Raw genomic sequence first — 25,058 nt, 5'->3', positions numbered from 1 at the left:
ATGCGCTATCTGTTCACCCACCTCGACGATCTGTGGGTGCTGACGCTGATCCACCTTCGGCTCTCGCTGATCCCGATCGTGCTGGGTCTGCTGATCGCGGTGCCGCTCGGGGCGCTGGTGCAGCGGACGACCGCGCTGCGCCGGCTCACCACGGTCACCGCGAGCATCATCTTCACGATCCCGTCGCTGGCGCTGTTCGTGGTGCTGCCGCTGATCATCCCGACCCGGATCCTGGACGAGGCCAACGTGATCGTCGCGCTGACCCTGTACACGGTGGCGCTGCTGGTGCGGGCGGTCCCGGAGGCGCTGGACGCGGTGTCGCCGGCGGTACTCGACGCCGCCACCGCGGTCGGATACCGGCCGCTCACCCGGATGCTGAAAGTGGAGCTGCCGCTGGCACTTCCGGTGCTCATCGCCAGTCTGCGGGTGGTCGCCGTGACCAACATCTCGATGGTGGCCGTCGGTTCGGTGATCGGTATCGGCGGTCTGGGGACCTGGTTCACCGAGGGCTATCAGGCCAACAAGAGTGACCAGATCATCGCCGGTATCGTCGCGATCTTCGTGCTGGCCATCGTGATCGACACGCTCATCATGTGGCTGGGCAAACTCCTGACGCCGTGGACCCGAGCCCAGCCGCGGACGACCAGGACGCAGAAGGCGGGGGTGTCGGCATGAACTTCCTGCAGGAGGCGCTGTCGTTCATCTTCACCGCGGCCAACTGGGCCGGGCCGGCCGGTCTGACCGCCCGCATCCTCGAACACCTGCAGTACACCGTCATCGCGGTGTTCTTCTCCGCGCTGATCGCGGTGCCGCTGGGCATGCTGATCGGCCACACGGGGCGGGGCACCTTCGTCGTGGTGACCGGAGTGAACGCGCTGCGCGCACTGCCGACGCTGGGGGTGCTACTGCTCGGGGTGCTGCTGTGGGGGCTCGGTCTCATCCCGCCCACGGTGGCGCTGATGCTGCTCGGCATACCGCCGCTGCTGGCCGGCGCCTACTCGGGCATCGCGAACGTGGACAGGTCAGTGGTCGACGCCGCCCGATCGATGGGCATGACGGAGTCGCGCATCCTGCTGCGGGTCGAGACGCCGAACGCGCTGCCGCTGATCCTCGGCGGGCTGAGGACCGCCACGCTGCAGATCGTCGCGACGGCGACCGTCGCCGCCTACGCGAGTTTGGGCGGGCTGGGCCGCTACCTCATCGACGGCATCAAGGTGCGGGAGTTCTACCTCGCGCTCGTCGGCGCGCTGATGGTCACCGCGCTGGCACTGATACTGGACGCGTTGCTCGCCTTCGCGGTGTGGGCGTCGGTCCCGGGCACCGGCAGGCTGAGCCGTCGGCGCGCGATGCCCCAGCCCTTCCTCGACGACGAGGTGGCGCTGGAGTCGGGTTCACCGGCCGTTCGCAGTCCGGTCACGAACGGCGGGAGCCGTCGCATACGGTAGAGGGCATGAGTGAAGCCGACCGCTCGGGCACGCAGAGCTGGCCCGCAGTCCTGACGTGGCGAGCCCACGACGAACCGCGGATGGAGTCGGTTCGTGTGCAGCTCTCGGGCAAACGCGTCAAGGCCTACGGCCGGGTCGTCGCCGCCGCCACGTCAGCGCATCCCGCGTTCAGTGCGTCCTACGACCTCGTCACCGACGAACTCGGCGCGACGAAACGGCTCTCGCTCACCGTGACGCTCGCCGAACGCGAGCGTCAGCTCTCGATCGCGCGTGACGAAGAGAACATGTGGCTGGTCCAGGAGCATTCCGGACAGACCAGCAGGTCCGCGTTCGACGGCGCACTGGACGTCGACATGGTCTTCAGCCCGTTCTTCAACGCGCTGCCGATCCGCCGCCTCGGCGTGCTGCCGGGCAGCGGCGAGTCGGTGACCGTACCCGTGGTCTACGTCCGAGTGCACGACCTGTCGGTGGTCGTCGAGTCGATCAGCTATGCGGCGACCGACAGCGGGATCAGCCTCACCTCGCCGGTCGCCGACACCTCGATCACCGTCGATGCGGACGGGTTCATCCTCGATTACCCCGGACTGGCAGAGCGGATCTGATCACCCCGCCGGCGCGCCCGGCGGCGGTGAGTTCGTCGCGCCAGCCCTCGGATCCGATCGTCACGGCGACGATCTGCGGTCGGCTGAAACTGTCGTAGCGGATGCGCGCGGCATGCCCCGTCTCGACGAGCTCCGCGACGGGCTGATGCTGTGCCAGCCGGTTGCGGGCGTCGGTGAGCAGGCGCAGCGTCTGGTCGAGAACCGGCACCACCTGCGCGGCGTTCGCCTCACACATCGCGCGCACCAGATCGGGTGCGGTGCCCGCGACGCGGGTGCCGTCGCGGAACGATCCGGCGGCGAGCGCGAACGCGAGCGGAACCTCGCCGGCCGTCGCGGCCAGGGCCTCGGCGAGCAGATGCGGCAGGTGCGAGATCGTCGCGGCGGCGGTGTCGTGCTCGTCGGAGCGGGCGGGGACGACGAACGCGCCGCAGTCCAGCGCGAGGCGCATCACCTGGGCCCAGACGTCGGGGTCGACGTGATCGTCGACGCTGAGCACCCAGGGTGTGTCGACGAAGAGCCGCGCGTCACCGGCGCTCCATCCCGAGTACGCGGTGCCGGTCATCGGGTGTCCGCCGACGAAACGGTCCAGCAGCCCGGCCTCGGCCACCGCGTCGAGGACAGCGCGTTTGACGCTGGTGACGTCGGTCAGCGCGCAGTTCGGCGCGACGGCGCGGACATGACGCAACATCGACGGCAGCGCGGGCATCGGCACGGCCAGCACGATCAGCGCGTCGGACGCGGATGCCCGGGACAGTGCTTCGTCGAGATCGGCGGTGGCGTCGAAGCCGTCGGCACGGGCCGCCTCGACACCGTCGACGGACCGGTTGTAGCCGAAGACCTCGCGGCCGGCGGCTTTCGCCGCGCGCATCAGTGAACCGCCGATCAGGCCGAGGCCGATCACGCACACCGGTGGAGTGGTCACCTGCTCAGGGTACGGACGCGCTGGTCAAGGCCTTGGCAGGGGACTACGGTTGCTGCCATGGGAGCGCAGAGTGCACAGAAGCAGGAGCGGGTGACCGACGTTCCGGACGGCTTCGGCGTGGCGGTCGTCCGGGAGGACGGCAAGTGGCGATGCACCGCGATGCAGAAGGCCGCCCTGACGAGCCTCACTGCAGCCGAGACCGAACTGCGTGAACTACGCAGCGCCGGAGCTGTTTTCGGGATTCTGGACATCGACGACGAGTTCTTCGTGATTCTCCGGCCGGCCCCGTCCGGCACCCGGCTGCTGCTCTCGGACGCGACGGCCGCACTCGACTACGACATCGCGGCCGAGGTGCTCGAGAAGCTCGACTCCGATATCGACGACGACGAGCTCGAGCGGTGCGACCCGTTCGAGGAGGGCGACCTGGCAGTGCTGTCCGACATCGGGCTGCCGGAGGCGGTGCTCGGGGTGATCCTCGACGAGAGTGACGACCTGTACGCCGACGAGCAGGTCGGGCGCATCGCGCGGGAGATGGGCTTCGCCGACGAGCTCTCGGCGTTGCTCGATCGTCTGGGCAGGTGACCGACGAGGACCTCGTTCGGGCCGCGCTGTCCGCCGCCCGTGCGGCCGGGCCCTCTGATGTGCCGATCGGTGCGGTGGTGTTCGACGCGAACGGTACCGAGCTGGCCCGGGCGGCCAATGCCCGCGAGGAACTCGGCGACCCGACCGCACACGCCGAGATCCTGGCGCTGCGGGCGGCGGCGCTGGTTCACGGCGACGGCTGGCGGCTGGAGGGGGCGACGCTCGCGGTGACGGTCGAGCCGTGCACGATGTGCGCCGGTGCGCTGGTGATGGCCCGGGTGGCGCGGGTGGTGTTCGGGGCGTGGGAGCCCAAGACCGGTGCGGTGGGATCGCTGTGGGACGTCGTGCGCGACCGGCGGCTGACGCACCGCCCGCAGGTCCGCGGCGGAGTGCTGGAGGCCGAGTGCGCGGCGCCGCTGGAGGAGTTCTTCGCCCGCCAACGGTGAACGCGCGTCCTTCCCCGCGAGCGTGCGTCCAGGGCGGGCTTTCGGGCTCTCGACCGCCCTCACCGCACTCTCGGCGGCGTTTTGGTGCCAGCCCTGCCCATAGGTAAGCTGCCACACGGTGGCGTGTCCGAGCGGCCTAAGGAGCACGCCTCGAAAGCGTGTGACGGGTAACCCCCGTCCGAGGGTTCAAATCCCTCCGCCACCGCCATAGCCCCGATCCTGTTAACGCAGGTGAGGGGCTGTTTCTTGCGCGCTGCGCGCTGAGGAGGCTATGCCTCGCCACCCAGCTCGCTCTGATCCCGCTCGTTCTCGGCGGTGTCCTGAGCCATGACTGATTCGTCGAGCCATTTCTGGACACCGCCGTCGAGACGGTCGGCCGCCAGTTGGGCGAAGTCGAGGGCTTGCACCGCCATCGCTGCCAATACCGTCATGGCCCGCCCGTTGCGGTGAATTTCCGCCATCAACGCGCTGAGCGATTCGTAGTCCTCGGCGCTCAATCTCGACAGATAACGTCGGGCATCGGCGAATTCGCGGTCGAGGTGGGCCATCTTTCGACGGAACTCGTCGGGCGAGGGAAGGTCGTGTGCTGTGTCGTTCACGGGCCTCTTCTCTGAGAGTCGGCGGTTCGCCCGCCCGCTCGACAAGGGCTTCAGGAGCTCGGCGGGCGCACTCCGTGCGTCGCGTAACCATCAGGGAGGGGCGGGCACTTCGTTTCCAGCCTAGTCCGCGGACTCGTGCCCTTTCGCGCGATTGCCTGGCGCTCTTCGACTCGAGGATCGGCCTCAGCCACTACCGCGATCCGGACTCGGCAGGTACTCCCGGCGCCCCGCACGACGATCCCGCGATGGCGAAGACGCCCGCCGGCGCGCAGCGACGCGAGTCCGAGGCCGAAGCCGAAGCTGCGAACGTCGTGAGGTTGTTCAGCATCAGGACCGCCGCGTAGCCGTCGTGGTCCCCGGTGGTCACTGTGTCGGTGTTGTACGAATTCTCCAGCGAGACAGGCGTTCCCAGTGTGGCCCGACCGCTGGTGACGAGCTTCGCCGCCAGCGCGTCCCTGGCGTCATTCCCCGACACATACGCGTGCCGGGGCAGGCCCTGGTAGAACACGAACTCCTCGGTGCTGAACGCACCGCTCCACACGTAGCCGCTGCTCGTCTCGACAGGGTCGGGCCCGAAGATCCGCCCGTGGTTGTTCGGCAGGAGGAAGAACGCGTCGGAGTAGCCGACCAGGAGTCCCCGCGGCTGCTGACGGTAGAGCTGACTGTCGATGAGCCCGCGGAACCCGGTGCTGTGGATCAGCCGCGGTGGGAAACCGGCCCGCCACATGGCCGCGTTGAGTCGCCAGGTGGCTTCCAGTGTGCTGCGTGAGCGCGAGTCGACGATCACGACGTTGACCGGTTCGAGCACCGTGCGGCCCTCGTACGGCAGTCCGCCGTAGTCGGCGATCTCACCACGGGAATCGAGCATCCACTTGCCGATGTCGCCGTACTCGGTGTCGACCTGATCATCGGGGTCCGGGGCCGCAGCATCGCCCTCCGCAGCGTCGCCGTCCGCAGCATCGTCGTCCGCGTCGGCTTCCACGGCCGCCTTCGCCGCCGCGACGTCTCCGGCGTCAGGGTCGTCGGCGTCCCGGGTGTCCTCGGCGTCGCGTCGTACACCGGCGAGCGCCGTCGTCGGCGCCGAGGCGGGGTCGTCGTCTGCCCGGGAGCCACCGCGCTGTGATGTGTCGGCGGAGTCGTCGGCCGTCCGGTCCGTGCTGGGCTTGGCCGATACCGCCGACGATCGGGCGGAATTGCTGGACTCTGTGTCAGCACCGGCAACCGCGGTGCCGCCCACCGCTGCCGCACCGATTCCCAACGCGACCGCCAGTAGTCCCACCCGGCCGACGTGGCCGGCGGTGGACCGCCGCACCGGTGCGCTGGAACATTCCTGCAGTTCAGTGACGTACGACAGACTGTGCCGACCCACGGCGATGCCCCCATTCCCCTGGTTACCGGGCAGGGACTGTCGGTCGCTGCTCCGGGAGGGAAGAAGCTTAGCGCGGGTCGCCCCGTCCGGGGCTAAGCAGCCTCACGTTGCTGGACGTGGCCGGAGAGCCCGGGAAAGCAGAAAGCCTGCCACCCGCACAGGGTGACAGGCTGACGGCTCGCGTCGTCAGTTCTTGAACGCGTCCTTGATCTTCTCGCCGGCGTCCTTGATGCTCGACTTGGCCTGGTCGAACTTGCCCTCGTTCTCGGTGCCCTTGTCGCCGGTCAGCTTGCCGAGACCCTCTTTGGCCTTGCCTCCGAGGTCGTCGATCTTGTTGCTTGCCTTGTCGTCGGCGCCCATGTGCGTTCCTCCGGTCAGTAGGGATAGCGGCTCGTGGGTCGGAGCCATGGGAGGGGAGTACCTTGACGCCGCAAGATCGAAACCTGACGTCACACTCCGGCGGGTACCTCAGCGGGAGTCGGCTCCACCGTCACCTTGATCGCCTCACCCTTCTTGACGATCTGGAACGCGTCGAGCACGTCGTCGAGCGGGATGTGACGGGTGATGAGGTCCTTCACCGGCACCTGCCCGGTCGAGATGTACTCCAGCGCCCGCTTGTTGTGCTCGGGCGCAGAACCGTTGGCGCCGTGGATGTGTAGTTGGCGGTAGTGCACCACGTTCGAGTCGCACGTGATGGTCGGGTCCGTCTTGGGCAGACCGCCGAAGAACGAGATGCGGCCGTTGCGTGCCGCCATTGAAATAGCTTGCTCCTGAGCAATATTGGCGGCCGTCGCGGTGATGACGATGTCGGCGCCACGACCTCCGGTGAGCTCCATGACCTTCTCGACGACGTCGACCTCGGCGGCGTTGATCACGCCGTCGGGGTTGACCGCGTCCGCCGACATCTTCAGTCGCGCGTCGTTGACGTCGACCAAATAGATGGGTCCACACTTGTGGACTCCGCGGGCGATGCGGATGTGCATGCACCCGATCGGGCCCGCACCGAACACGACGACCGTGTCGCCCTCTTCGATGCCGAGCAGTTCCTGCGCGTTGATCGCACATGCGAACGGTTCGGCCGCCGACGCCTCATCGAATCCGACGTTGTCCGGAATCCGGTTCAGCCCATCGACTTTGAGCACCTGCCGGGGCACGATCATGTACTCGGCGAACCCGCCGTCGTACTGGTAGCCCATGGACGTCTGGTTCTGACACACGGCCATCCAGCCCTTGCGGCACTCATGGCACTCGCCGCACGGGACCGCGGCGATCACCTGCACCCGGTCGCCGACCTCCCACTCGGTGCCGTAGGTCGCATTCACTTCGGCGCCGACCTCGACGATCTCGCCGGCGATCTCGTGCCCGATGGTGCGGGGCGGGGTCAGGTTCTGGTGGCCGTTGTAGAAGATCTTGACGTCCGTGCCGCACGTCGAGCAGTTGCGGACGCGGAGCTTGACCTCGTCGGGCGCGCAGTCGGGCTCCGGCACGTCTTCCAGCCGGACGTCCTCGGGGGCGTAGAAGCGCAGAGCCTTCATGGTGGTCCTCTCGATCGGGTGTGCTCTACCGCACTCTATCGCTCAATCGGGCATAAAACCACCGAAAAATCTGACCGAGTTTGACCGAATGCTTGCATTGATGCCCGTTTGTGCGGTCTACTGAGAGCATTGGATGTGACGGCTGTCACCCCGGCCCCCACGAATCGGAGGACTCAGATGTCGCAATCGACTGTCGACGCGCCGGAACGCACCGGGGTGCGGGTGCGGGTCCAGAAGCTGGGCACCGCGCTGTCCAACATGGTCATGCCCAACATCGCCGCGTTCATCGCCTGGGGCCTCATCACCGCCCTGTTCATCGAGCAGGGCTGGCTGCAGGGGATCTTCGCCGGACTCAAGGATCCCGACGGCTGGGTCGCCAAGATCGGCGGCTGGGGCTCCTACGACGGCGCCGGGATCGTCGGCCCGATGATCACCTTCCTGCTGCCGATCCTGATCGGCTACACCGGCGGCCGGATGATCCACGGCAACCGCGGCGCCGTCGTCGGCGCGATCGCGACGGTCGGCGTCGTCACCGGTGCCGATGTGCCGATGTTCCTCGGCGCGATGATCATGGGCCCGCTCGGCGGTTGGTGCATGAAGAAGATCGACGCGCTCTGGGACGGCAAGATCCGGCCCGGCTTCGAGATGCTCGTCGACAACTTCTCCGCCGGCATCCTGGGCATGATCCTGGCGGTCTTCGGCTTCTTCGGCATCGGGCCCATCGTGTCGGCGTTCACCCGCGGCGCAGGCAACGCGGTGGACTTCCTCGTCGACAACGATCTGCTGCCGCTCACCTCGATCCTGATCGAGCCGGCGAAGGTGTTGTTCCTCAACAATGCGATCAACCACGGTGTGCTGACGCCGCTGGGTACCACACAGGCGCTCGAGACCGGCAAGTCGATCCTGTTCCTGCTGGAGACCAACCCGGGACCGGGACTCGGAATCCTGTTGGCGTTCACGTTCTTCGGCAAGGGCATCGCCCGCGCCTCGGCCCCCGGCGCCGCGATCATCCAGTTCTTCGGCGGCATCCACGAGATCTACTTCCCGTATGTGCTGATGAAGCCGAAGCTGATCATCGCCACGATCCTCGGCGGCATGACCGGCGTGTTCATCAACGTGCTGTTCGGCTCCGGTCTGCGCGCTCCGGCGGCGCCCGGTTCGATCATCGCGATCTACGCGCAGACAGCGAGCGGCAGTTTCCTCGGGGTGACGCTGTCGGTGCTCGGCGCGACCACGGTCTCGTTCGTCGTCGCGGCGTTCCTGCTGAAGACCGACAAGGCCGACGACGAACAGGATCTCGCCGCGGCCACCGCATCGATGGAATCGATGAAGGGCAAGAAGTCCAGCGTCTCATCGGCACTGGTCGGGGCGGGCGGCCCGAGCGGACCCATCAAGAGCATCGTGTTCGCCTGCGACGCCGGTATGGGATCGTCGGCGATGGGAGCGTCGGTGCTGCGCAGGAAGATTCAGCAGGCGGGCTTCGGCGACGTCAAGGTCACGAACTCGGCGATCTCGAATCTGACAGACAGCTACGACCTGGTGGTCTCGCATCGCGATCTGACCGCACGGGCAGGTCAGCGGACCGCGTCGGCCATCCACGTGTCGGTCGACGACTTCATGAGCAGCCCGCGCTACGACGAGATCGTCGAGCAGCTCAAGCAGACCAACGGCGGTGGCGCGGCGGCCGCCGCACCTCTCGACGACGAGCCCGCGCAGTCTTCCGGCGGCGACGTGCTGGCGCTGTCGTCGATCGTGCTGAACGGGTCGGCGTCCTCGGCGGCCGATGCGATCAGTGAAGCCGGTCGGCTGCTGGTGGACGCCGGTGCGGTCGAACCGTCCTACGTCGATGCGATGCACGAACGGGAGAGCTCGGTGTCGACCTACATGGGCAACGGGCTGGCGATCCCGCACGGCACCAATGAGGCCAAGGGTGCGATCCGCCGCACGGGGTTGTCGCTCGTTCGCTACCCCGAACCGATCGACTGGAACGGCAAGCCCGCGGAGTTCGTGGTCGGCATCGCCGGCGCGGGCAAGGACCACATGGCCCTGTTGAGCAAGATCGCGCAGGTGTTCTCCAAACCCGACGAGGTCTCCCGGTTGCGCAGCGCGCAGACCCCGGAGGAGATCAGGTCGATCTTGATGGGGACCGAGAAGTAGCGAAAGTAGCCTGGGCCGGTGGATTCCGACACCCGCCAGAGTCGCATCGTCGAGTTCGCCCGTACCCGCGGGCGGGTCGAGGTCGCCTCACTCGCCGCCGAACTGGAGGTGGCGAGCGAGACGATCCGCCGCGACCTCAAGGTGCTGGCGGGCCGTCGGCTCCTCAAGCGGGTGCACGGTGGCGCGGTACCCCTGGAGACGGCGGCGTTCGAATCCGGCGTCGAGTACCGCAGCCAGGTGGATCTCAGTCAGAAGCACCGAATCGCCGCCGCGGCGGCAGAACTGCTGCACGGTGCCGAAACCGTGTACCTGGACGAGGGATTCACCCCGCGCCTGATCGCCGAGCGACTCGCCGAGCGGGAACTGACGGTCGTCACCTCGTCGCTGTTGGCCGCCGAGGCGCTCGCGCACAGCCGTTCGGTGACGGTGCTGTTGCTCGGCGGCCGCATGCGTGGACGCACGCTGGCCACGGTGGACCACTGGGCGGTGGACATGCTCAGCAGCCTGGTCATCGATGTGGCTTACCTTGGCACGAACGGGATTTCGCTCGAACACGGCCTGACGACACCTGACCCGGCGGTCGCCGCGGTGAAGGGCACCGCGGTTCGTGTCGCGCGCCGACCGGTCCTCGTCGCGGCGCATTCGAAGTTCGGCGAGAGCAGCTTCTGCCGGTTCGCCCAGATCGGTGACTTCGAGGCGATCGTGTCCGGGCACGAACTGAGCGCCGAGGACGCGCGCCGCTACGAGGCGCTCGGCCCCGTCGTCATCCGCGCCTGACCGGACTCAGTCCTCGATGATCGAGTCCGCCTCGTCGTCGCCGGGAACGCGCTGGTTCTCGTCCTCGTCGACGACGGTGAAGAACGAGTCGCCGTCCTCGGGGGTCCCGTCGATCTGGCCGTGATCCTGCCGGGTCGGTCGGTCGTCGGGAAGGTCGATGGCTGCGGTGGTGTCGGGAACCTCGGCGGCGAGTTGCTCGTCGAGGGTCTGGTGCTCCTCGGGTTCGATCCACCGGTCGGGCGGATCGACGACGATGTCCCCGTCGTCGTTGCGGACCTCATCCGAGTCGAGCGATTCGCTCGGGCTCAGCGTGTCGTCGGGTCCGCCTTCGTCGATATCTCCGTCCATGCCCGTGAGTGTGCCCGCTCGGGCGGGGGATCAACCGAGCCGGGCACGTGTGTCGTCGAGCACAGCCTGGATGTCGCACCACGTCTGCCGGACGATGTCGGCGGCGGGGACCAGTCCGGTGATGCGTGAGGACACCTGACCGGTGTTGGCGACACTGGCCTCCAGGTCGCCGCCGAAGTACAGGTCGGTGATGCGGCCGAGGAGTTTCGCGTCCGCGTCCTGCTCGTCGATCCGGGTCGCGAGCCCGGTGCGCAGCACCCGCATCGTCGGGTTCCCCGGGACGTCGAGCAGGATCGTGCCCGAATCGTCGGCCGCGACGATCGCGTCCTTGAAGTTGGTGTGCACCAGGGCTTCGGCGCTGGCCAGCATCCGGGTGCCCATCTGCAGCCCCTCGGCGCCGAGCACCACCGCGGCCGCGGCAGAGCGCGCGTCGCAGATGCCGCCCGCGCAGATCAGCGGCAGGTCCACCCGCTCGGCCACCAGGGGGAGCAGCACCATCGTCGAGGCGCCCAGCGCCGACTTGAAGCCGCCGCCCTCCACGCCTTCGACGACCAGCGCGTCCACGCCGGCATCGGCCGCTTTCATCGCGCCTTTGAGCGAGCCGATCACGTGCACCACGGTCATGCCGGCGTCGTGCAGCCTGTCGGTGAACAGCGCCGGGTCACCGGCCGAGGTGAACACGTGGCGCACCCCGGCGGCGGCGAGCACGTCGACGATCGACGGATCCCGCTTCCAACCCTGGATCATCAGGTTCGCCGCGACAGGCCGGTCGGTGAGATCGCGAACGCGCAGCAGGTCGGCGCGTCCCTCCTCGGTGAGGGTCTCGATCATCCCCAGGCCGCCGCCCTCGGACACCGCCGCGGCGAGCTCGGCGCGGGCGATGTAGGTCATGGGTGCCTGCACCACCGGGAACTCGACGCCGAGGAGGTCCTGAATGCGATTGGTCACGGGCGTAACCGTAATGCTGCTAGCGTCCGCGGCGTGTACCGAGTCATCCAATGGGGCACCGGGGCCGTCGGGGTGGAGATGATGGCCGCGATCCTCGATTCCCGATCAGACCTCGAGCTCGTCGGCGCGCGCGTGTACTCCGAGGACAAGGACGGAGCCGACATCGGTGAGTTGCTCGGCAGGGCACCGATCGGGGTGCGGGCGACGACCGACGTCGAGGCGATCCTCGCACTGGACGCCGACTGCGTGCTCTACACGCCGCGGACGGCACGCGTCGACGACGTGTGCGCGGTGCTGGCGAGTGGCAAGAACGTGGCCACCACCGCGTTCATGTTCCACCCGCGCCGGATGGATCCGGTCGAGCGTGACCGGGTGCTCGCCGCCTGCCGGACCGGCGCGACCTCGGTGCACGGCAGCGGGCTGAACCCCGGCAACCTGTCCGGTGTGCTGCCGCTGGCACTGGCCGGGATGAGCCGGCGCATCGACCGGATCACGCTGCAGGAGCGGGCGGACTGGTCTGTCTACGAGAGCACCGGAATCACGTTCGACAACATGGCATTCGGGCAACCGGTCGAGTCCATCGGTCCGGCCTCCACCGACTTCCTGGCCTTCAACAGCTCGATCTTCAGTGAGCAGGTGTGGTTCCTCGGCGACGCACTGGGTGCGGACCTCGACGAGGTCACGGCCGAGGTCGAAGCCGTTGCCGCGCAGCGTGATCACGAGATCTTCGGACATCCGCTGCGGGCGGGCACGACGGCCGGTCAGCGCTGGAGCTGGAAGGGGTTGCGGGCCGGTGAAACCCGCGTCGAGATCGAGACGCTGTGGACTGTCGGCAACGAGTACCCCGGCCACTGGCCGACGCCCCGACACGGGTGGACGCTGACGATCGAGGGTGATCCGTCGATGCAGACGCACTTCGTGTCGTTGGCGAGCTTCACCCGCGCCGCGGACATGGCAGAACACGTGCGGTCGGCCAACGTCGCGACCGCGATGCAGGTGCTCAACGCCGTGCCCGCCGTCTGCGAGGCCGAGCCCGGGTTCGCGACGTCGGCGTCGCTGCCGCTGATCTACAACTCGGCGGCGTTCGGGCGGCCGGCTGCGGACCGTCAGCCGTAGAACATCGTCCAGTAGTCGGCGCTCCAGGCGCCGTCCTTGCACACCAGCGGAACACCGTCGGGGCTCTGGGCCACCCCCGAGGTGTCGCACACCGAACGCAGCGTCCGCACCCCGACCAGCGGCGGCGATGAGATCCACATGCTCTTGGAGTTGCACGCCAAGGTGTTGCCGGAGCTGTCGAAGCCGTAGTTGTATCGCGTGGTCTGCAGGCAGTGCCCGCCAGGTTGCACGCCGGCGCGCACATAGGGCACGCAGCCGGAACCGTCACAGGTGCCCGGGAGGGCCGACGCGGTGCCTGCCCCCACCCCGATGAGCGGCGCGGCCAGCAGACCACCGGCGAACGCCGCCGCAACCATCAGCTTCATGGGTGACACCCTAAAACGCAGGGCGGTGTCCGCGGGCGGGCTTGCCCGCATTGCCACCGCGCCGCCGTCCGTGGCGTAAGGTCATCACCCATGAAGCCGCTGGTGAGGGCACTGCTGTTGGCCGCTGTACCGTCGGCGGCGCTGGTCGGCGCACCGGCCGCGAACGCCGACACCGTGGCCTATCTCGTCAACGTCCACGTCCGGCCCGGCTACAACTTCCCCAACGCCGACGCCGCGATCGGCTACGGGAACAGCGTCTGCGCGCGGGTCGCCGGTCAGATGACCTACCGCGAACTCGTCGACCAGGTGAAGGCCGACTTCCGCACCACCGACTACTACCAGGCGGGGTACCTGATCAACCAGGCCGTCAACGAACTGTGCCCCGCCCAGATCTGGCAGCTGCGGCAGTCGGCCGCGGGCTACACCCCGTTCTAGAAGTTACGGGCAGGTCACCTCGATCTCGAACGGCTTGTTCACCGGCTGCATCGGGTTGGCCATGTCGACGCCCGTGGCGGTGCCGGAGATCTTGTAGGTCTTGTCGTCCTTCTCGACCTTGCCGTCATTGGAACCGGTGCCGCTCTGGTAACCGAGCGTGACGCCGTTGACGTTGCCGAGACCGACAGAGACCAGCGTGGGTTCGTCACCGGTGCTGACCACCGCGCCGATGCCCGTGGTGGCGTCACCGATGGCGATGTTGGTGTTGCCGCCCATGTCCGAGCAGACGACGGTGCCCGTCACCTCCTGGTCGGCGCCGTCGATGGTGACGGTGCTCTTGCCTTCGGCCGCGGCGGCCGAGGATGTCTCTCCTGTGGTCTCCGACTTGTCCGAGCCACCACAGCCCGACAGGCCGGCGATGACGAGCGCTGCGCCGCCTACGGCGACGATGACATGACGGTTCATCACGGTGCTCCTTTGAATCGTGTGATCGCCGGATCGGCGGACCATCTCCAGCAGTATTACCGCTGGAGACGTCTCAGCAGGCGATCTTGATCTGAAAGTTGCCTTCTGTTCGAAAGCTCGGATTGGCGGTCTCGAATCCGTCGGCGGTGCCGCTGATGTCGTAGGTGCGGCCCGTCATGGTCACGGTCGCCTCGCCGCCGAGGCCTTCGTTGTAGCTGCCGGTGAAGCCGCCGAGGTCGTTGATGCCGACGCCGCGGACCACCAGTTCGTCCCCGCTGGCGATGATCGCCGACATGCCCGGAGCATCGGGATCGTCCGGGTCGCCGGTCCGCATCATCGTCAGCGTCCCGGCCGGGTCGCACTGCACCGAATCGGTGGTTCCCAGATCGTTGCCGTTGACCGTGATCTGGGCGGTGCCTGCGACCAGCGTGCCGGGCGGGGGGTCGTACGCGGGTGGCGACGACGCACACCCGGCGACGGCCAGGGCGGCGACGGCGGTGGAAGCGGCGAGGGGCCAGCGCGTGCTCACAGTGCAGAATCTACGACGTGCCCGAGCCCAGTAGCGCTGATCCCTTCTTTTCGGTGACCGCCGAACTGCCCGGGCGGCTCGGCCGCACCGGAGTCATCCGGACGCCGCACGGCGACATCCAGACTCCGGCGTTCATCGCGGTCGGCACTCAGGCCACCGTCAAGGCCGTCCTGCCCGAGACGATGAAACAGGTTGGCGCGCAGGCTGTCCTGGCCAACGCCTATCACCTCTACCTGCAGCCGGGACCTGACATCGTCGACGAGGCGGGCGGGCTCGGTGCGTTCATGAACTGGCCTGGCCCGACGTTCACCGACAGCGGTGGCTTCCAGGTGATGTCGCTGGGCGTGGGCTTCAAGAAGGTGCTCGCGATGGACACCGAACGGGTCCGGGCCGACGACATCATCGCCGAGGGCAAGGAGCGCCTCGCCCACGTCGACGACGACGGCGTGACGTTCCGCTCGCATCTGGACGGGTCCTCGCACCGCTTCACCCCGGAGGTGTCGATCGGGATCCAGCATCAGCTGGGCGCCGACATCATCTTCGCGTTCGACGAACTCACCACGCTGGTCAACACCCGCGAGTACCAGGAGCGTTCGGTCCAGCGCACCCACGAGTGGGCGGTGCGATGCCTGGCCGAACACCACCGACTGTCCGAGGTGCGCTCCCACACACCGCCGCAGGCACTGTTCGGGGTGGTGCAGGGCGCCCAGTACGAGGATCTGCGCAGGCAGGCCGCGCGCGGTTTGGCCGAGATCGGGAGAGACAAGGGTCCCGCGGAGGGGTTGAGCTTCGACGGATATGGGATCGGTGGGGCGCTGGAGAAGCAGAACCTCGCCACGATCGTCGGCTGGGTCAGCAGCGAACTGCCCGACGACAAGCCGCGGCATCTCCTCGGGATCAGCGAGCCCGACGACTTGTTCGCCGCGGTCGCCGCGGGCGCCGACACGTTCGACTGCGTCTCGCCGTCGCGGGTGGCGCGCAACGCCGCGGTGTACTCGGCCGACGGCCGCTACAACATCACCGGGGCGAGGTACCGCCGCGACTTCACGCCGATCGACGCCGAGTGCGACTGCTACACGTGCGCCCACTACACCCGCGCCTACCTGCACCACCTGTTCAAGGCCAAGGAGCTGCTGGCCGCCACGCTGTGCACGATCCACAACGAGCGGTTCATCATCCGGCTCGTCGACGACATCCGCGCCGCGATCCCGGCGGGCCGCTTCGACGAGCTGCGCGAGCACGTCCTCGGTCGCTACTACGCGACGCGGCCGTCTGCACAATGAGAGGATGACGACCGCTGCCGAACCGCAGTCGCTGCTCCTGCAGATGCTCAATCCCGCACACCGCGCCGATCCGTACCCGCTCTACGCGCGGATCCGCGCGCAGGGACCGGTGCAGCTGCCCGCCAACAACCTCACGGTGTTCTCCTCCTATGCCGACTGCGACGAGGTGCTGCGACATCCGCACTCCTCCAGCGACCGGCTGAAGTCGACCCTGGCCCAGCGCGCGATCGCCGACGGCGCGCAGCCTCGCCCGTTCGGGCCGCCCGGGTTCCTGTTCCTCGACCCGCCGGACCACACCCGGCTGCGCCGACTGGTGAGCAAGGCGTTCGCCCCGAGGGTCGTCAAGGCGCTCGAGCCGGAGATCGTGGGGCTGGTCGACACGCTGCTCGCCGGCGCGCACGGAACCCTCGACGCGATCGGCGGGCTGGCCTACCCGCTGCCGGTGGCGGTGATCTGCCGGCTGCTCGGGGTGCCGCTGGAGGACGAGCCCGAGTTCAGTGCCGCCTCGGCGCTGCTCGCGCAGTCCCTGGATCCCTTCGCGACGGTGACGGGTTCGGCCGGGGAAGGGTTCGAGGAACGCCTGCAGGCCGCGCGGTGGCTGCGCGGGTACCTGCGGGAGCTTCTCTCGCGGCGTCGCCGCGAGCCTGGCGACGACCTGATGTCCGGGTTGATCCGGGTCGAGGAGTCCGGCGATCAGCTCACCGAGGACGAGATCGTCGCGACGTGCAATCTGCTGCTGGTGGCGGGGCACGAGACGACGGTCAACCTGATCGCGAACGCGATCCTCGCGCTGCTGCGCAACGACGGTCAGTGGGCGGCACTGGCCGCCGAACCGGCCCGCGTGGGAGCTGTGGTCGAGGAGACGCTGCGGTACGACCCGCCGGTGCAGCTGGTCGGCCGGATCGCGGCCGAGGACATCACCTTGGGGGGCGTGACCGTGCCCAAGGGCGACAACATGCTGCTTCTGACCGCAGCCGCGCACCGCGACCCCGACTCGGTGGACCGCCCCGACGAGTTCGATCCGGACCGGGAGACCATCCGCCATCTCGGGTTCGGCAAAGGGCCGCACTTCTGCATCGGTGCACCACTGGCCCGGCTGGAAGCCACCGTCGCGTTGACCGCACTGACGTCGTGGTTCCCCGAGGCGCGGCTCGCCGGTGAGCCCGTCTACAAGCAGAACGTGACGCTGCGTGGAATGTCGGAACTACCGATCGCCTTGTGAGACAAAGGCTCAGCGCCCGTCGAGCCACGGCTCGATGTCGACGGCGAACGGGCTGTCGCCGAGCCTGTCCACATCGGCTTCGAAAGCCTCGGCGATCACCCGCTTGTGTGGGTTCCTGCCCGTGGCGATGAACGCCGCCAGCTCGACATCCAGCGCGGCCGAGAGCTCCCGACGACTGTTGAAATAGACGGCGCGCTTCAGCGCCGAGACGGCATACGGTGAGCGCTGCGCAAGTCTCTCACCGGTTCGGCGGGCGTCGGCGAGCAGTTCGGCGGGGTCGCTCAGGCCGTTCACCAGCCCCGCCGTGTGCGCCTCGCGCGCAGTCAGCGGACGGCCCTCCACCATGTGCTCGAAAGCCTTGGCCTGGCCGACGATCTCGGTGAGCCGCCGCGTACCACCCCCACCGGGAATCAGGCCGGCCAGAATCTCGATGAGTCCGATCCGGACCTGATCGTCGTCTGCGGCGAATCGGAGATCGCAGGCGAGCGCCATCTCGAAACCGCCGCCGATCGCGACACCGTTGATCGCGGCGATGTAGATGACCCGCGAGCGGTTCATCCGGAGGTTGGTCCTCTTGAGTAGCGTGCTGTACACGATCCCCGAGCCCCAGTCCCCGCCTCGCTTCTCGGTGAGCGTGCGGATCGCCGGGATCCGCAACGTCGCGTTGTTGGCCCGAATCGACCAGCGCAGAACGCGTTCGGGTAGCGGGGGAGCGGGCATCTCGAAGAACAGCCGCACCTGATCGGGCTCGCTGTGTGAGATGAATCGGTCGCCGGTCCCGGTGAGAACGACAGCCCCGACGGTGGGATCGCGATCGACCGCCGCGCTCAGCCGGTCCATGTCCTTGACGAGTCGCAGGGACAGGAAGTGGTTCGGCGGATCGGCGAACACCGCGGTGACGACCCGACCGTGCTGGGACAGTGTCAGTGTGTCGAGATCCAGCTCGACGGCGTGTCGCATCACGTCTCCTACCGTCAGACCCGCTGCCGGATCTTCGCCGGTATCGGTCCGTCCGGCACGATCGTCAACGGTGCCGTGACCGGGAAATCCGCTGTCTGCGAGATGATGTCGACGTTCCGCAGTACCGCCGCGAGCTCGAGCGCGGCTGCGGTCAGCGCGAAGTGCTCGCCGATACACGAGCGCGGTCCGCCCCCGAACGGGAGGAACTGCCAGCGGTCGCGGTCCCGGCTGTTCTCCGGGGTGAACCGGTCCGGATCGAATGTGAGCGGGTCCTCCCACAGCTGCGGATCTCGGTGCAACGCATAGACACCCACCACCAGCTGGCTACCCGAGGTCACCTGGTGACCGTCGACCTCCATGTCGGTGCGGGCGACGCGCATGATCGCCGGGGTGGGGCCGCCCAGGCGCAGAGCCTCCTGGAGCACACACATCGTGTACGGAAGGCATCCGCGAGGGTCCGACGTCAGCGCGGCGGCGTCGACGGCGCGCACCTCCGCGGCGACCCGGTCCTGGATGTCCGGCGCGCGCCCCAGGGCCCAGAGCGCGTAGGCCAGCGTCGTCGCGGTGGTCTCCAGCCCGGACGCCAGGAAGATCACGAGTTCGTGGCAGATGTCCTCGTCGCTCAACGGCCGGCCGGTGTCCGGGTCGGTGGCCGCGAGCATCGCCCGCACCAGCGGCGCATCGCGTTCGGGGTCGGTACGGCAGGCGTGCAGGATCTCGGCGGCCAGCTCGTGGGCGAGCTTGTTGAACGCCACCGCATGCCGCCGCGCCGGTGTCGGTACCCAGCGGGGCAGCTTGACCGGTGCCCTGCCTCGTGCCGCGATGTAGGCGCTGATCCGGCGCATGGGTTCCACCAGCGCGTCGGTGTCGTGGTCGGGTTCGAAGGCCATGATCGACCTGCCCAGGACGCGCATCGTGATCCGCCGGCTGTCCCGGTCGAGGTCGACGGCACCGCGGTTGCCCCACCCCTGGACGCACTCCTCGGCGATCGCGAACATCGTCTCGCTGAGCCGGCCGATCTGCGGTCTGGTGAACACGGGCTGCAGGATCCGGCGGCGGCCGACCCAGTCGGCATGGGCGAAGTTCAGCAGTGATCCGCCGTTGAGGTGCTGCTGCTCGGTCATGAACGGGAAGTCGCGGTCGACAGTCGGGAACGTCGCGCTCAGCACGTCCCGTGCGCCCCGCGGCGACGTCACGATCACGAACGGCGGCAGCATCCACGGCGGTGCGATCTGCACCGACGTCACCGGTCCGCCGGCGTCGCGGAAGACCTCGCACCCGGTGTGGATGTCCTGGATGGCCGCGATGCGCTCGCGGTAGCTCAACGGGCTCTGCGGGACGGCCCGTCGGTCAGACGAAACCCGTGGATCAGAGGGCATAGGTGACCCCTGTCTGGTGCTCTGCCGCCGCCCAGGTCCGTCGCAGCAGATCCGGATCGGACGCCGTCGTCGCCGCCGTGTTCTCTCCCGGTAGCCCCCGCATCCCGAAAAGTTGCCGAGGGCCGTAATAACCTCCGGGTTCTGCCTTTTCAGAGGCGACCGCGTAGGCGATGGCGAGCGCACCGACGGTCGGTGACTGGCGGATGAGCCGGCAGGACGCGCGCCAGAACACGTCACCGAGCCAACGTCCCGAGTGCATGCCCGCGTCGGTGTCGGACCAACCCGGTTGGGCGGCAACGGCACTCAACGTCGAACCGGATGCCTCGAAGCGACGTTGCAGCTCATTGACGAACAGCAGATTGGCGAGCTTGGCCTGACAGTATGCATCGAAGGCGGAGTACTTTCGCGTGCGCCATGAAGGGTCCTCGGGCACGTAACTGCCGAAGCCCGGTCGTCCGCAGAACTCGTGGGCACGGCTCGTCACCGCCACCACACGCCCCCGGATTCGGTGCAGCAGTTGCCCGACGAAGGCGAAGTGACCCAGGTGGTTGACGCCGATGTGCTGCTCGAAGCCGTCTGTGGTGAGCGCCCACGGTGCGTAGCAGACGCCGGCGAGGGCCACCACGGCGTCGACGGCGTCACACGCCTCGGCCGATCGGGCAACGGCACTCAGGTCGGCCAGGTCGAGCGGTAGAACCTCAGCGGCGGAACCGATTTGACGGGCGATTCGTTCACCGCTGTCGGGCCGCCTGCAGGCCAGTACCACATGGGCGCCGGCGTAGGCGAGATGCGCGGCGGTCGCAGCTCCGAGTCCGCCGTTGCCGCCGGTGATCAGAATCGTGCGGCCGCTCTGATCGCCGATGTTCTCGTCGATCCATCGCCGAGCGTCGTGCATCGAGGTCGGAGGCACCGCAGTTCCTTGCTCGCTCGTGTCTCGGGAGATAACTGACAGCCGTTTGTATAACAGGTTCTAGTTGACAGATCCAGTGGAGAACGGAAAGGCCGCGGGCAGCGCCTTTTCGAGCTCAGCTAACTAGACGATCGCCACTAGAACGTGTTACAAATCAAAAGCGTTCGCAGTGAGAGTTTTATGACGGAAGCGGCAATTAAAGGCAGTTCGCGGTTCGACGCAGAAACGCTGCGGCGGCGCACCATGCCTGGCCGTGCGTGCCGAAGATGGGAACAGCAATGCCGGTGGAACCGACTCGTTCGATGCCAGACGCAGTCATCGTGGCCTACGCGAGGACCCCGTTCACCCGTTCGCTGGTGGGAGGTCTGGCGAAGGTCTCCGAATTCGACCTTGCCGGAGCGGTCATCCGCGGCGTGATCGACCGCAGTGGTCTCGACCCGGCGTTGATCGACACCATCGTGATGGGTGAGGTGCTGCAAGGCGGCGGATGCATCGCGCGGTACTCGGCGCTGGATCTCGGCCTGCCACTGGACATCCCCGCCTACGACGTGGGGGGTTGGTGCACATCGGGCATGGTCGCGATGCACCAGGCCGTCGCGGGCATCCGGTCGGGAATGGCGCGCTGCGTGATCGCGGGCGGCCTGAACACCCCGTCCCAATCGCCCTTGGCGGGGCCGCATTTCGCGACGACCGGGATCACCGACACCCCGATCGCCCCGATGCATCCCGGCATCGGCGAGATGCCTGCGCTCGATCTGGCGGCGATGCTCGGCGAAGGTACCGCCACGCAGTACGGTCTGACCCGCGCCGAGGTCGACGAATGGGCGGCGCGTGCGCACGCGCTGGCTTGCGATGCGCAGGAGAACGGGGTCCTCGACGCCGAGAAGATCGCGGTCGAGGTCGGTGACGCGTCGGTGTTCGCCGACGAACTTCCGTCGCGGGACCTCACAGTGGAAACCCTGGCCGAGATGACGTCGTTCCTCGGGGAGCAGTGCACGGTCACGCCGGGCAATCAGACGGGTTTGACCGACGGGGCGGCGGCGACACTGATCTGCGAGCGCGAGTTCGCGCGCGAGCACGGGATGACACCGCTGGCCGAGATCACCGGCTGGTCGGTCGTCGGCTCGAAGCCCGACGGCGCCACGGACGCCACCGTCGAAGCCACCCGGCGAGCTCTGGACGTGGCGGGGCTCGATCTCGACGACGTCGACCTCTTCGACGTGCACGACTCGTACGCATCGATCGGCGTCGCGTATTCGCGGTCTCTCGGAATCGACGGGGACCGGCTCAACGTCCACGGTGGAGGACTCGCCCTCGGGCACCCCTACGGTGCGTCGGGAACCCGGGTCGCCGGCACGCTGATCAACGAGCTTCAGCGCCGCGGAGGTGGAGTCGGGGCGGGCGCGATCGTCAGCGCCGGCGGGTTGGGCTCCGCGATCGTGCTCAAGGTCATGCCGCCGGCAGCATAAGGAGCCCCCACCGTGCTGGACTCGATCGCCCGTCTCGCCGTCGCGGCGCCCAAACGGGTGCTGGCCGTGGCGGTCATGCTGATGGCTGTCGCCGGTGTGCTGGCGGCGCCTGTGGGGTCGATGCTGTCGGCCGGCGGCTTCACCGACCCGGACGCCGAATCCAACCAGGCCAACCAGGTTCTCACCGACGAGTTCGGCCGCGGGTTCGTCAACCTCAACCTGCTGGTCACTGCTCCCGAGCCGGTGACCTCGCCGGCGGTTCGGGGTGTCGTGGGTGACCTCGTCGAGGAGATCCGCGCGGCCGATCACGTGGCCAGGGTGCTCTCGCCCCTGGAGAGTGCAGATCCCGTCGCGTCGGGACTGGTGAGCAGGGACGGCGACGCCGCCCTGGTGATCGCCTATCTCGACGGGGACGAGAGTGCCGGTATCGCCTCCTCGACCGAACTCGTGGAGCGCTTCGTCGGTGACCGAGAGCACGGCGTCAGGGTCGAGGCGGGCGGGCCGGGGGCCGTCTACGCCCAGGTCAACGAACAGGCCAGGAAGGACCTGACGATCAGCGAGGCCATCGTGCTCCCGTTGACGTTCCTCGTGCTCATCTGGGTGTTCGGCGGGTTCTACGCGGCGTTGGTTCCGCTGGCCGTCGGCGCGTTCGCGATCTCGGGTTCGGTCGCGATCCTGCGGGTCATCGCCGAGTTCGCGGAGGTCTCGGTCTTCGCGCTGAATCTCGCGGTGGCGCTGGGACTGGCGCTGGCGGTGGACTATTCGCTGCTGCTGGTCAGTCGCTACCGGGAGGAGATCGGCGGCGGTGCCGACGCCGAGGAGGCGTTGCGGCGGACGATGCGTACCGCCGGCCGCACGGTGGCCTTCTCCGCGGCGACCGTGGCGCTCTGTCTGGCGACGATGGCCGTCTTCCCGATGTACTTCCTGCGGTCGTTCGCCTACGGCGCGGTGTCCGTGGTCGCGCTCGCCGCGATGGCCGCGCTCGTGATCACCCCGGCGGCGATCAAGGTGACCGGGCACCGGATCGGCAGGCCCGGCAAGCAGAAGCCACTCACCGAGTCACGTTGGTACAACTGGGCTCTGGCGGTGATGCGCAGGCCGTGGCTCGCCGTCGCCGTCACCCTCGTGCCGCTGATCGTGGTCGGACTGCCCTTCCTCGACGTGAAGTTCGGCTTTCCCGACGACCGCATCCTGCCGACCTCGTCGCCGGCGAGGCAGGTCGGCGACCAGATCCGGGAGGACTTCACCCAGGACGCGGGCCTGCCGGTGCACATCGTGCTGCGCCACGAAGACGGCTTCGGTGGCCCGGGCGAGGTCGACACCTACGCGGCGGCGTTGTCGCAGGTGCCCTCCGTCGTCGTCGCCGTCGGTCCGAACGCCACGTTCGCCGGCGGGCGCGCGGTCGGCCCGTCCGGTGGGGAAGCCGCCGCGAACGCCGACCACAGCTTCCTGACGGTCACCTCCACGACCGAGCCGTTCAGTTCGGAATCGGACGAGCTGCTCGATCGTCTGCACGCGATACCTCCACCGACGGACACGACAGCGCTGTTCACCGGTGCCGCACAGTCCAATCGCGATGGGGTGCAGGCGATCTCCTCCAGGCTTCCGGTCCTGCTCGGGTTGATCGCGATCGTGATGTACATGCTGTTGTTCATGCTGACCGGCAGCGTGGTGATCCCGCTGAAGGCGCTGATCCTCAACGCGCTGTCGCTGACCGCGACATTCGGGACCCTGGTGTGGATCTTCCAGGAGGGGCACCTCGGCGGCCTCGGCACCACGGCCGTCGGCACCCTGGCGTCCACGATCCCGGTGCTGATGTTCTGTGTGGCCTTCGGGCTGTCGATGGACTACGAGGTGTTCATCATCGCCCGTACCCGCGAGTTCTGGCTCGCGTCCGACCGGTCGCACCGGGCCAATCGGGAATCCGTGGCACTCGGTCTGGCCGGGACGGGCCGCATCGTCACCGCTGCGGCACTCGTCATGGCCATCACATTCGCCGGGCTGACGGCGTCAGAGGTGTCCATGTTGCGGATCTTCGGGTTCGGGCTCGCGGTCGCGATCCTGGTCGATGCGATCCTGATCCGTTCGGTGCTGCTGCCCGCGGTCATGGTCCTGCTGGGTCGGTGGAACTGGTGGGCGCCGCACCCGCTGGCACGCCTGCACGCCAGGTTCGGTATGCACGAGCCGCCGGCGCAACGGAATCCGGTGTTGGCGGAGGAGAAGGCATGACGACGAGAAGCCTGCTGCTGACCGGTGCGACGTCCGGCCTCGGTCTCGGAGTGGCACGCCGGATCGTCGGCACCCCGGGCTGGCAGTCGGTGCTGCTCGTCCGGAACGAACAGCGCGCCGACGATCTTCGCGAGCTCCTCGGTGACCGGTTCACCGAGGGATTCGACCGGATCGTCTGCTGTGAACAGTCCAGCCTCGACAGCGTCCGATCGGCGACCGCCCGCGTGGGCGAACTGATCGAGCAGGGTGCACTCGCGCCGCTGAGCTCTGTCGTGATGAATGCGGCGATCCTGCGCAACGACGCCACGGAGATGAGTGTCGACGGGATCGAACTGACGGTGGCCACCAATTTGTTCGGTCCCCACACGCTGCTGGCGGGGCTGAGCCCGTATCTCGCCGACGATGCGCGCATCCTCATCGTCGGGTCACCCACGATCAGGCAGACCTGGTTCCAGAAGCTGGCGGGAGTGAAACCTGCTGCCTGGAAACCTCTTTCGGAGCAGTGCGCACCGGGTGAGGACGGGGTGGGCGCCTACGCGCGTACGAAGCTCGGCCTGTTCTACCTGTCGTGTGCCGCCGCGAGGCTGGTTCCCGACGGCATGGGAGCCGCCTACTTCGATCCGGGGGTGATGCCGGGGACCAACATCCTCAGGGAGCGTCACCGGTTCAGTCAGATCTACTGGCTCAAGGTGCTGCCGTTCGTGGCGTGGACATTCGGGGGCGTCACCGTCGGTCGCGGATCACGGGTGATGGCACCGTACGTGCTGCACCAGAAGTCTCTGGGGTACAACGGCTTTCTATCTGTGAAATGGGGCAAGAAGGCCCCCGCGGTCGACACCTCCCGGGTGTACGAGTACTTCACCGAGGCGAATGACATCTGCGGTGTGACACCATCCGGTACCGCCCCCTGGTGGCATCGGCTCGACGCCCTGACCGGAACGCCGGATGCCGCGACGTAGATCACTG

Annotated in this window: 26 protein-coding genes, 1 tRNA gene and 1 pseudogene; 15 read left to right on the top strand and 13 right to left on the bottom strand. The window is 68.1% G+C overall.

Annotation, left to right across the window (positions count from 1 at the left end; translation table 11 throughout):
• The 3 genes and pseudogenes from DYE23_RS26415 to DYE23_RS26405 all read left to right on the top strand — a co-directional run bounded on the left by DYE23_RS26415 (window position 1) and on the right by DYE23_RS26405 (window position 2,047).
• On the top strand, window positions 1-675 hold the full coding sequence (locus DYE23_RS26415) for an ABC transporter permease (RefSeq protein WP_013473023.1): 675 nt from the start codon (window positions 1-3) through the stop codon (window positions 673-675).
• Window positions 672-1,450, top strand: a pseudogene (locus DYE23_RS26410) (ABC transporter permease); the annotation flags it as partial. The gene DYE23_RS26415 and the pseudogene DYE23_RS26410, both read left to right, overlap by 4 nt.
• Window positions 1,451-2,047, top strand: a complete 597-nt coding sequence (locus tag DYE23_RS26405; protein ID WP_011892109.1) for a putative glycolipid-binding domain-containing protein — start codon at window positions 1,451-1,453, stop codon at window positions 2,045-2,047.
• On the opposite strand, the gene DYE23_RS26400 is transcribed toward DYE23_RS26405, so the two are convergent.
• Complete coding sequence (locus DYE23_RS26400; protein WP_115328585.1) at window positions 2,010-2,969, bottom strand: prephenate dehydrogenase; 960 nt, start codon at window positions 2,967-2,969, stop codon at window positions 2,010-2,012. The genes DYE23_RS26405 and DYE23_RS26400 overlap by 38 nt on opposite strands.
• A 57-nt stretch (window positions 2,970-3,026) precedes the next feature.
• On the opposite strand from DYE23_RS26400, the gene DYE23_RS26395 reads away from it, so the two are divergent.
• The 3 genes from DYE23_RS26395 (at window position 3,027) to DYE23_RS26385 (ending at window position 4,205) form a co-directional block, all read left to right on the top strand.
• Window positions 3,027-3,551 carry a tRNA adenosine deaminase-associated protein gene (locus DYE23_RS26395; RefSeq protein ID WP_115328584.1) on the top strand — a complete coding sequence of 175 codons (525 nt, stop codon included), beginning with the start codon at window positions 3,027-3,029 and terminating at the stop codon, window positions 3,549-3,551.
• Complete coding sequence (locus DYE23_RS26390; protein WP_115328583.1) at window positions 3,548-3,997, top strand: nucleoside deaminase; 450 nt, start codon at window positions 3,548-3,550, stop codon at window positions 3,995-3,997. Before DYE23_RS26395 ends, DYE23_RS26390 begins: the two co-directional genes overlap by 4 nt.
• A 117-nt stretch (window positions 3,998-4,114) precedes the next feature.
• Window positions 4,115-4,205 (top strand) — tRNA-Ser (locus DYE23_RS26385).
• 61 nt (window positions 4,206-4,266) lie between these two features.
• Here DYE23_RS26385 and DYE23_RS26380 read toward each other — a convergent pair.
• From DYE23_RS26380 to DYE23_RS26365, 4 genes are all read right to left on the bottom strand, one after another.
• Complete coding sequence (locus DYE23_RS26380) at window positions 4,267-4,545, bottom strand: hypothetical protein (RefSeq protein WP_011892113.1); 279 nt, start codon at window positions 4,543-4,545, stop codon at window positions 4,267-4,269.
• Between the two features lie 241 nt (window positions 4,546-4,786).
• Complete coding sequence (locus DYE23_RS26375; protein WP_235660496.1) at window positions 4,787-5,908, bottom strand: hypothetical protein; 1,122 nt, start codon at window positions 5,906-5,908, stop codon at window positions 4,787-4,789.
• Between the two features lie 243 nt (window positions 5,909-6,151).
• Window positions 6,152-6,325, bottom strand: a complete 174-nt coding sequence (locus tag DYE23_RS26370; protein WP_013473020.1) for a CsbD family protein — start codon at window positions 6,323-6,325, stop codon at window positions 6,152-6,154.
• An 89-nt stretch (window positions 6,326-6,414) separates the two neighbouring features.
• The gene (locus tag DYE23_RS26365) at window positions 6,415-7,500 is read right to left on the bottom strand and encodes a zinc-dependent dehydrogenase (protein WP_115328581.1); all 1,086 of its coding nucleotides are present in this window, start codon (window positions 7,498-7,500) and stop codon (window positions 6,415-6,417) included.
• A gap of 177 nt (window positions 7,501-7,677) precedes the next feature.
• Here DYE23_RS26365 and DYE23_RS26360 point away from each other — a divergent pair, with 177 nt between their 5' ends.
• Both DYE23_RS26360 and DYE23_RS26355 read left to right on the top strand, forming a co-directional pair.
• Complete coding sequence (locus DYE23_RS26360) at window positions 7,678-9,657, top strand: PTS mannitol transporter subunit IICBA (protein WP_115328580.1); 1,980 nt, start codon at window positions 7,678-7,680, stop codon at window positions 9,655-9,657.
• 18 nt (window positions 9,658-9,675) lie between these two features.
• Entirely contained in the window at window positions 9,676-10,434 is a 759-nt protein-coding gene (locus tag DYE23_RS26355) for a DeoR/GlpR family DNA-binding transcription regulator (RefSeq protein ID WP_115328579.1), read from the top strand.
• Window positions 10,435-10,440: 6 nt separating this feature from the next.
• On the opposite strand, the gene DYE23_RS26350 is transcribed toward DYE23_RS26355, so the two are convergent.
• Together DYE23_RS26350 and DYE23_RS26345 are read right to left on the bottom strand one after the other, a co-directional pair.
• The gene (locus DYE23_RS26350) at window positions 10,441-10,782 is read right to left on the bottom strand and encodes a hypothetical protein (protein WP_115328578.1); all 342 of its coding nucleotides are present in this window, start codon (window positions 10,780-10,782) and stop codon (window positions 10,441-10,443) included.
• Between the two features lie 30 nt (window positions 10,783-10,812).
• Window positions 10,813-11,730 carry an NAD(P)H-dependent flavin oxidoreductase gene (locus DYE23_RS26345; protein ID WP_115328577.1) on the bottom strand — a complete coding sequence of 306 codons (918 nt, stop codon included), beginning with the start codon at window positions 11,728-11,730 and terminating at the stop codon, window positions 10,813-10,815.
• 78 nt (window positions 11,731-11,808) lie between these two features.
• Here DYE23_RS26345 and DYE23_RS26340 point away from each other — a divergent pair, with 78 nt between their 5' ends.
• Window positions 11,809-12,846 carry an NAD(P)H-dependent amine dehydrogenase family protein gene (locus DYE23_RS26340; protein WP_115329113.1) on the top strand — a complete coding sequence of 346 codons (1,038 nt, stop codon included), beginning with the start codon at window positions 11,809-11,811 and terminating at the stop codon, window positions 12,844-12,846.
• Here the strand turns inward: DYE23_RS26340 and DYE23_RS26335 are convergent.
• Window positions 12,837-13,211 (bottom strand): hypothetical protein, encoded by a 375-nt coding sequence (locus DYE23_RS26335; protein ID WP_115328576.1) that lies wholly within the window; start codon window positions 13,209-13,211, stop codon window positions 12,837-12,839. The genes DYE23_RS26340 and DYE23_RS26335 overlap by 10 nt on opposite strands.
• 90 nt (window positions 13,212-13,301) lie before the next feature.
• Here DYE23_RS26335 and DYE23_RS26330 point away from each other — a divergent pair, with 90 nt between their 5' ends.
• On the top strand, window positions 13,302-13,646 hold the full coding sequence (locus DYE23_RS26330; RefSeq protein ID WP_115328575.1) for a DUF732 domain-containing protein: 345 nt from the start codon (window positions 13,302-13,304) through the stop codon (window positions 13,644-13,646).
• 3 nt (window positions 13,647-13,649) lie between these two features.
• Here the strand turns inward: DYE23_RS26330 and DYE23_RS26325 are convergent, their stop codons facing one another.
• Entirely contained in the window at window positions 13,650-14,111 is a 462-nt protein-coding gene (locus tag DYE23_RS26325) for a lipoprotein LpqH (protein ID WP_115328574.1), read from the bottom strand.
• 73 nt (window positions 14,112-14,184) lie between these two features.
• Window positions 14,185-14,640, bottom strand: coding sequence for a lipoprotein LpqH (locus DYE23_RS26320; RefSeq protein ID WP_115328573.1), 456 nt, complete (start codon window positions 14,638-14,640; stop codon window positions 14,185-14,187).
• A gap of 53 nt (window positions 14,641-14,693) precedes the next feature.
• Between DYE23_RS26320 and tgt the strand changes: the two genes are divergently transcribed.
• A complete protein-coding gene (gene tgt, locus DYE23_RS26315; RefSeq protein ID WP_115328572.1) occupies window positions 14,694-15,923 on the top strand; it encodes a tRNA guanosine(34) transglycosylase Tgt in 1,230 nt (409 codons plus the stop codon).
• A 4-nt stretch (window positions 15,924-15,927) separates the two neighbouring features.
• Window positions 15,928-17,145: a cytochrome P450 gene (locus DYE23_RS26310; RefSeq protein WP_115328571.1), complete on the top strand. Its 1,218-nt coding sequence runs from the start codon at window positions 15,928-15,930 to the stop codon at window positions 17,143-17,145.
• A 9-nt stretch (window positions 17,146-17,154) separates the two neighbouring features.
• Here DYE23_RS26310 and DYE23_RS26305 read toward each other — a convergent pair whose 3' ends face one another.
• Genes DYE23_RS26305 through DYE23_RS26295 form a run of 3 tightly spaced genes read right to left on the bottom strand, consistent with a single transcriptional unit; the run spans window position 17,155 to window position 20,394 of the window.
• Window positions 17,155-18,105: an enoyl-CoA hydratase/isomerase family protein gene (locus tag DYE23_RS26305; protein WP_115328570.1), complete on the bottom strand. Its 951-nt coding sequence runs from the start codon at window positions 18,103-18,105 to the stop codon at window positions 17,155-17,157.
• A gap of 14 nt (window positions 18,106-18,119) precedes the next feature.
• Entirely contained in the window at window positions 18,120-19,484 is a 1,365-nt protein-coding gene (locus DYE23_RS26300) for a cytochrome P450 (RefSeq protein WP_115328569.1), read from the bottom strand.
• Window positions 19,474-20,394, bottom strand: coding sequence for an SDR family NAD(P)-dependent oxidoreductase (locus DYE23_RS26295; protein ID WP_235660495.1), 921 nt, complete (start codon window positions 20,392-20,394; stop codon window positions 19,474-19,476). The genes DYE23_RS26300 and DYE23_RS26295 overlap by 11 nt, the downstream gene beginning before the upstream one ends.
• 302 nt (window positions 20,395-20,696) lie before the next feature.
• Here DYE23_RS26295 and DYE23_RS26290 point away from each other — a divergent pair, with 302 nt between their 5' ends.
• Genes DYE23_RS26290 through DYE23_RS26280 form a run of 3 tightly spaced genes read left to right on the top strand, consistent with a single transcriptional unit; the run spans window position 20,697 to window position 25,051 of the window.
• On the top strand, window positions 20,697-21,863 hold the full coding sequence (locus DYE23_RS26290; RefSeq protein WP_115329112.1) for a thiolase family protein: 1,167 nt from the start codon (window positions 20,697-20,699) through the stop codon (window positions 21,861-21,863).
• A 12-nt stretch (window positions 21,864-21,875) separates the two neighbouring features.
• Window positions 21,876-24,092 (top strand): MMPL family transporter, encoded by a 2,217-nt coding sequence (locus DYE23_RS26285; protein ID WP_115328567.1) that lies wholly within the window; start codon window positions 21,876-21,878, stop codon window positions 24,090-24,092.
• Entirely contained in the window at window positions 24,089-25,051 is a 963-nt protein-coding gene (locus DYE23_RS26280) for an SDR family NAD(P)-dependent oxidoreductase (RefSeq protein ID WP_115328566.1), read from the top strand. The genes DYE23_RS26285 and DYE23_RS26280 overlap by 4 nt, the downstream gene beginning before the upstream one ends.
• The last annotated feature ends 7 nt before the right edge of the window (window positions 25,052-25,058 follow it).

It is taken from the genome of Mycolicibacterium gilvum, from assembly GCF_900454025.1.
GTDB lineage: Bacteria > Actinomycetota > Actinomycetes > Mycobacteriales > Mycobacteriaceae > Mycobacterium > Mycobacterium gilvum.
This window is presented reverse-complemented; position numbering and strand designations above follow the sequence as displayed.

What these genes read in the sequence shown, in the direction of transcription:
- DYE23_RS26415 (WP_013473023.1), top strand. Translation starts at nt 1, where the DNA reads ATGCGCTATCTGTTCACCCACCTCGACGATCTGTGGGTGCTGACGCTG.
- DYE23_RS26405 (WP_011892109.1), top strand. Translation starts at nt 1,451, where the DNA reads ATGAGTGAAGCCGACCGCTCGGGCACGCAGAGCTGGCCCGCAGTCCTG.
- DYE23_RS26395 (WP_115328584.1), top strand. Translation starts at nt 3,027, where the DNA reads ATGGGAGCGCAGAGTGCACAGAAGCAGGAGCGGGTGACCGACGTTCCG.
- DYE23_RS26380 (WP_011892113.1), bottom strand. Translation starts at nt 4,545, where the DNA reads ATGGCCCACCTCGACCGCGAATTCGCCGATGCCCGACGTTATCTGTCG.
- DYE23_RS26370 (WP_013473020.1), bottom strand. Translation starts at nt 6,325, where the DNA reads ATGGGCGCCGACGACAAGGCAAGCAACAAGATCGACGACCTCGGAGGC.
- DYE23_RS26365 (WP_115328581.1), bottom strand. Translation starts at nt 7,500, where the DNA reads ATGAAGGCTCTGCGCTTCTACGCCCCCGAGGACGTCCGGCTGGAAGAC.
- DYE23_RS26360 (WP_115328580.1), top strand. Translation starts at nt 7,678, where the DNA reads ATGTCGCAATCGACTGTCGACGCGCCGGAACGCACCGGGGTGCGGGTG.
- DYE23_RS26350 (WP_115328578.1), bottom strand. Translation starts at nt 10,782, where the DNA reads ATGGACGGAGATATCGACGAAGGCGGACCCGACGACACGCTGAGCCCG.
- DYE23_RS26340 (WP_115329113.1), top strand. Translation starts at nt 11,809, where the DNA reads ATGATGGCCGCGATCCTCGATTCCCGATCAGACCTCGAGCTCGTCGGC.
- DYE23_RS26335 (WP_115328576.1), bottom strand. Translation starts at nt 13,211, where the DNA reads ATGAAGCTGATGGTTGCGGCGGCGTTCGCCGGTGGTCTGCTGGCCGCG.
- DYE23_RS26330 (WP_115328575.1), top strand. Translation starts at nt 13,302, where the DNA reads ATGAAGCCGCTGGTGAGGGCACTGCTGTTGGCCGCTGTACCGTCGGCG.
- DYE23_RS26325 (WP_115328574.1), bottom strand. Translation starts at nt 14,111, where the DNA reads ATGAACCGTCATGTCATCGTCGCCGTAGGCGGCGCAGCGCTCGTCATC.
- DYE23_RS26310 (WP_115328571.1), top strand. Translation starts at nt 15,928, where the DNA reads ATGACGACCGCTGCCGAACCGCAGTCGCTGCTCCTGCAGATGCTCAAT.
- DYE23_RS26305 (WP_115328570.1), bottom strand. Translation starts at nt 18,105, where the DNA reads ATGCGACACGCCGTCGAGCTGGATCTCGACACACTGACACTGTCCCAG.
- DYE23_RS26300 (WP_115328569.1), bottom strand. Translation starts at nt 19,484, where the DNA reads ATGCCCTCTGATCCACGGGTTTCGTCTGACCGACGGGCCGTCCCGCAG.
- DYE23_RS26290 (WP_115329112.1), top strand. Translation starts at nt 20,697, where the DNA reads ATGCCAGACGCAGTCATCGTGGCCTACGCGAGGACCCCGTTCACCCGT.
- DYE23_RS26280 (WP_115328566.1), top strand. Translation starts at nt 24,089, where the DNA reads ATGACGACGAGAAGCCTGCTGCTGACCGGTGCGACGTCCGGCCTCGGT.